Below are 5,711 nucleotides of genomic sequence, written 5' to 3'. Positions count from 1 at the left end.
CATCGGACGCAGGCCTGCGCCGCCGGCCGGGCCGGAGCCGCTGCCGCCGTCGTGGTTGCCGCCATGCGGGCCGGCCGGATGCTCCGCCGAGACAAAGCCTTCGTCGCCTGCCAGGTGCGGCACCTCGCCATGGAGCTTGAGCGGCCGGTTGCCCGTGAGCCTGCGCAGCGCCACATAGAACACCGGCGTCAGGAACAGGCCGAACGCAGTCACGCCGATCATCCCGGCGAACACCGCCACGCCCATGGCCGAGCGCATCTCGGCGCCGGCACCCGTGGCCAGCACCAGCGGCAGCACACCCATGACGAATGCAAGCGAGGTCATCAGGATCGGGCGCAGGCGCAGCCGGCTCGCTTCCACGGCGGCCTGGAAAGGCGTCCGGCCGGCAAATTCCAGCTCGCGCGCGAACTCGACGATCAGGATCGCGTTCTTCGCCGACAGCCCCACCAGCACCATCAGCCCGATCTGGGTGAACACGTTGCTGTCGCCGCCGGAGATCCACACGCCGGTCATCGCGGCCAGGATGCCCATCGGCACGATCAGGATGATGGCCAGCGGCAGCGTGAGGCTCTCGTACTGCGCCGCCAGCACCAGGAACACCAGCAGGATGGCCAGCGGGAACACGATGACGGCGGAGTTGCCGGCCAGGATCTCCTGGTAGGTCAGGTCGGTCCATTCGAACTCGATGCCCTTGGGCAAGGTCTCTGCGGCGATCCGCTCGATGGCGTCCTGCGCCTCGCCGGACGAATAGCCGGGCGCCGGGCCACCGTTGATGTCGGCAGTGAGATACCCGTTGTAGCGCATCGCACGCTCCGGCCCGAAGCTGGAGTTCACTTTCATCAGTGCGGACAGCGGCACCATCTCGCCCGTGGTGGAGCGCACCTTCAGCAGGCCGACGTCCTCCGCCCGGGCGCGGTGCGGCGCATCCGCCTGCACCCGCACGCTGTAGGTCCGGCCGAACTTGTTGAAGTCGTTCGCATACAGGCTGCCCAGGTAGATCTGCATGGTGTCGAAGATGTCCTGCACCGGCACGCCGAGCTGGCGCGCCTTGGTGCGGTCGATGTCCGCGTAGAGCTGCGGCACATTGACCTGCCAGCTGGTGAACATGCCGGTCAGCTCCGGCGCCTGCATCGCCTTGCCCATGAAAGCCTTCACTGCAGCGTCCATTGCCTCGTAGCCCACCGAGCCCCGGTCCTCCAGCTGGAGCTTGAAGCCACCGGTGGTGCCCAGGCCCTCCACGGGCGGAGGCGGGAACATGACGATGAAGGCGTCCTGGATCTTGGAGAACTCCGCGTTGAGCTGCTGGGCGACAGCGCCCCCGCTCTGGTCGGCCCGCTTGCGCTCATCGAACGGCTTGAGCATTGCAAAGGCGATGCCGGAGTTCGAGCTGTTGGTGAAGCCGTTGATCGACAGGCCCGGGAAGGACAGCGTCCCTTCGATGTTCGGGTTCTTCGCCATGATGTCGCCCATGCGGCGGATCACCTCGTCCGTGCGGTCCAGCGTGGCGCCGTCGGGCAGCTGGGCAAAGCCGATCAGGTATTGCTTGTCCTGGCCCGGCACGAAGCCGTTGGGCACGGCCTTGAACAGGCCGAAGGTCAAGCCGATCAGCGCGAGGTACAGCGCCATCATCAGCGCCTTGCGCGACAGCACCCGGCGCACGCCGCCGCTGTAGGCCTCCGAGCCGCGATGGAAGAACCGGTTGAAGCCACGGAAGAGCCATCCGAAGGCGCGGTCCATGCCGCGGGTCAGCGCATCCTTGGGCGCATCGTGGCCCTTGAGCAGCAGCGCCGCGAGTGCCGGCGACAGCGTCAGCGAGTTGATGGCCGAGATCACGGTGGAGATCGCGATGGTCACCGCGAACTGCCGATAGAACTGGCCGGTGAGCCCGCTGATGAAGGCCAGCGGAACGAACACGGCCACCAGCGTGAGCGCGATGGCGATGATGGGCCCGGACACTTCCCGCATCGCACGGTAGGTGGCATCGCGTGGCGACAGGCCCGCCTCGATGTTGCGCTCCACGTTCTCCACCACCACGATGGCGTCGTCCACCACGATGCCGATGGCCAGCACCAGCCCGAAAAGCGTGAGCGCATTGATCGAGAAGCCCAGCAGGTGCAGCACCGCGAAGGTGCCGATGACGGACACAGGCACCGCCAGCAGCGGAATGATGGAAGCGCGCCAGGTCTGCAAGAACAGGATGACCACCAGCACGACCAGCGCGATGGCTTCGAGCAGTGTGTGCACCACGGAATCGATGGAGGCGCGCACGAACTGCGTCGGGTCGTAGGCGATGCGGTACTCCAGCCCTTCGGGCATGAACTTCGCCAACTCGTCCATCGTCTTGCGCACATCGGCGGAGATCTGCAGCGAGTTGGAACCCGGCGACTGGAACACGCCGATGCCCACGGCCTGCTGGTTGTCCAGCAGCGAGCGCAGTGCGTACTCGGAGGCGCCGAGCTCGATGCGGCCGATGTCGCGCAGCCGGGTCACCGCGCCTTCCGCGCTGGTCTTGACGATGATGTCGCCGAATTCCTCTTCGCTTTGCAGGCGCCCCTGCGCGTTGATCGACAGCTGCGTGTCCACGCCCGGCAGCCCGGGCGAAGCGCCCACCACGCCTGCAGCGGCCTGGATGTTCTGGCCGCGAATGGCCGCCACCACGTCGCTGGCCGACAGGCCGCGCTGCGCCACCTTCTGCGGGTCCAGCCAGACGCGCATGGCGTACTCGCCGCCGCCCCAGGCCTGCACCTGGCCGACGCCGTCGATGCGCGCCAGCCGGTCCTTGACGTTGAGCACCGCGTAGTTGCGCAGGTAATTCATGTCGTAGCGCCCGTTGGGCGACACCAGGTGAACCACCATCGTGATGTTGGGCGAGCTCTTGACGGTGGTGATCCCCAGCCGCCGCACTTCCTCGGGCAGGCGCGGCTCGGCCTGCGACACGCGGTTCTGCACCATCTGCTGCGCCTTGTCCGGGTCGGTGCCCAGCTTGAAGGTGACGGTCAGCGTCATCACGCCATCCGTGGTCGCCTGGCTGCCCATGTAGAGCATGTCCTCGACGCCGTTGATCTGCTCCTCGAGCGGCGTCGCCACCGTCTCGGCAATCACCTTCGGATTGGCGCCCGGATACTGGGCGCGCACCACCACCGACGGGGGTGCGACTTCAGGGTATTCCGAGATCGGCAACCCGCGCAAGGCGATCAGGCCCGCGATCAGCATCAGCAGCGAGAGCACGCCCGCGAAGATCGGCCGATCGATGAAGAATTTCGATAGATTCATGATGTTGTTTCCCTCGAGGGATGCCGCCTGAATCAGGCTCTCAGGACTTGGCGGCGCTGGCGACGCGCTGCGTTTGCGCGTCGGCCTTGGCGTCCATGGTCACCGTCTGCGGCGCCACCAGGGCGCCCGGACGGATGTGCTGCAGGCCGTTGACGACCACGCGTTCGCCACCCTTCAGGCCCTTGGTCACGACACGCAGTCCGTCGACCGAAGCGCCGAGCGTGACCTCGCGCCACTCGGCCTTGTTGTCCTCGCCCACGACCATCACGAACTTCTTGTTCTGGTCGGTGCCGACGGCGCGCTCGCTCACCAGCAGCGCCTTGTCATTGCGGGCCTGGCCCATGCGGATGCGGGCGAACTGGCCAGGGATCAGCGTGCCGTCCTTGTTGTCGAAGGCGGCGCGCACGCGCACGGTGCCGCTCCTGGCGTCGACCTGGTTGTCGATCAGTTGCAGGCGGCCCTCGTAGGGCGTGCCCTCGAGGCCGGCGGTGCCCATCTGCACCGGGATGCCGTCGAGCTTGCCCCGCGCGCCGGCGCCGGGCGGCAGATCCTTCAGCGCCTTGACCACCACCTGCTCATCCGCGTCGAAGCTCGCGTAGATCGGGCTGACCGACACCAGCGTCGTGAGCACCGGCGCGCCAGGGCCGGCGGCGACCAGGTTGCCCACGGTTACTTCCAGCCTGCCGATTCGGCCGGACACCGGCGCCCTCACCTGCGTGTAGCCCAGGCTCAGCCGCGCGCTCTGCAACTGGGCCTGCGCCGCGCGCAGGTTGGCCTCGGCTTCGCGGCCTGCGTTGACGCGCTCATCGAACTCGCGCTGGGCGATGGCCTTGTCGTCCCACAGGCGGCGCGCGCGTTCCTGCTCGCTGCGCGTGAACGCCGCGCGGGCCTGGGCCGAGGCGACCTGCGCCTGGGCACGCTCGACCTCGGCTGCATAGGGCGCGGGATCGATGGTGACCAGAAGATCGCCCTGCTTGACCAGCGAGCCTTCGCGGAAGTGCGCCGCCAGTACCGCGCCGGCGACCCGCGAACGCACGTCGACGCGCTCGACCGCTTCGAGCCGGCCGGAGAACTCGTCCCATGTGTTGACCTCGGTGGGGGCCACCACGGCCACCGACACCGGCGTGGCCTGCGGTGCGGCGGCCGCGGGCGCATTGTTGGCCTCGGCCTTGAAGCTGGGCAGCCCGAGCAGGACCGCCGAGACGATCGCCACCAGGGCGGTGACACCGGTCACTGCAGGCCACAAACGGCGGCGGGCATTCGACTGCTTGTTGTTGGTTTGCATGATGAAGCTCCTCGTTGAGATGACTTTGGAAAACAACAGGCCAGCCCGCTGCCCGTGAGCAGCAGGAAGGCGAAATCCGGCACCACCGGCCAAGCCGGCGGACCCAGGAAGGTTCAGAAAAGGTTGACCGGCGAAACCGGCTGGTGCTTACGCCGGGGGAGGCACCGGCGGCACCGTGGAAGCGAAAAATGCGCGCAGATGCCCACCCACTGTCTCCGTGCACGCGCAATCCCCGAAGGCGGGGTCATACAACTCGTCGGGGCACTTCGCGGCCGAAGGCAGCACCGCCGTGGTCACAGGAATGCCTGCTTTCTGCAGCCGCTGCGCGAAGCTCAGGGCCTCGTCGCGCATTGCATCGTCCTCACCCACCAGCACCAGTGCAGGGGCCAGCTCGGCCAGCCTGAGCGATGCGCCGGGCACTGCGTAGGGGTGTGTCGCGTTCATCGGGCAGCTCAGGTATTCCTGCCAACCCGAAGCCCAACGGCACCGGGCATCCTCGTCAGAGGCCTTGCGCAGCGACAGCGTGCCGGCACACGGGTCCAGCATCGGGGACAGCAGGATCTGGCCGGCCAGCGGCGGATGGGCGCGGTCGCGGGCCATGAGTGCCACCGCGGCAGCCAGGTTGCCCCCTGCTTCCTCACCGGCCAGGTACACGCGGGCGCCCTTGCCTGCCAGCTTGACGCGCTGCTTGTAGAGCCACTCCAGGGCCGCGAAGCCGACTTCGATAGGCTCGGGAAAAGGTTTCAGCGGATAGGCCAGCGACAGCACCACCGCACCGGCCGCCGCCAGCAGCCGCGCGACGTTGCGGCCGTCGTCCAGGTCGCCGCAAACGAAGGTGCCGCCATGGAAATGCAGCACCAGCGGCACTGCCACCCCCTTGGTGCGCTGGCCGTAGAGGCGGGCCTGGACCGGCTCGCGCTCCGGCAGCGGAACGCTGATGTCGACCTCCGTGCCCGGTGCAACAGCGACCGCCGGGGCCGGGGCGGCTTCAGCAGGACGCGGGATGGGGCGGGATGACATGGCACAACCTCAGTGGGTGAACGATGGGTTGAATATTAAGGGCCTCATTGGCTGCTACAACAGGTTGGTGAATCTCACTCTGTTTCCAATCGACTAAGGAAACGCTGATCAATAGGTCGCGGCGGGCACGGCC

General features: G+C 67.6%; 3 protein-coding genes. All 3 read right to left on the bottom strand.

What is annotated here, in order from left to right; translation table 11 throughout:
* Window positions 1-3,273 (bottom strand): efflux RND transporter permease subunit (locus APY03_RS20125; RefSeq protein ID WP_068679443.1); only part of this gene is annotated, 3,273 nt, incomplete at its 3' end.
* Between the two features lie 40 nt (window positions 3,274-3,313).
* On the bottom strand, window positions 3,314-4,558 hold the full coding sequence (locus APY03_RS20120) for an efflux RND transporter periplasmic adaptor subunit (protein ID WP_068679441.1): 1,245 nt from the start codon (window positions 4,556-4,558) through the stop codon (window positions 3,314-3,316).
* A 147-nt stretch (window positions 4,559-4,705) separates the two neighbouring features.
* Window positions 4,706-5,578 carry an alpha/beta hydrolase gene (locus APY03_RS20115; protein ID WP_068679439.1) on the bottom strand — a complete coding sequence of 291 codons (873 nt, stop codon included), beginning with the start codon at window positions 5,576-5,578 and terminating at the stop codon, window positions 4,706-4,708.
* Window positions 5,579-5,711 lie beyond the last annotated feature (133 nt).

It is taken from the genome of Variovorax sp. WDL1 (assembly GCF_001541225.1).
Classification (GTDB): domain Bacteria; phylum Pseudomonadota; class Gammaproteobacteria; order Burkholderiales; family Burkholderiaceae_C; genus Variovorax.
Note: the sequence above shows the minus strand (reverse complement) of the source record. Positions and strands in the feature narration are given on the sequence as shown.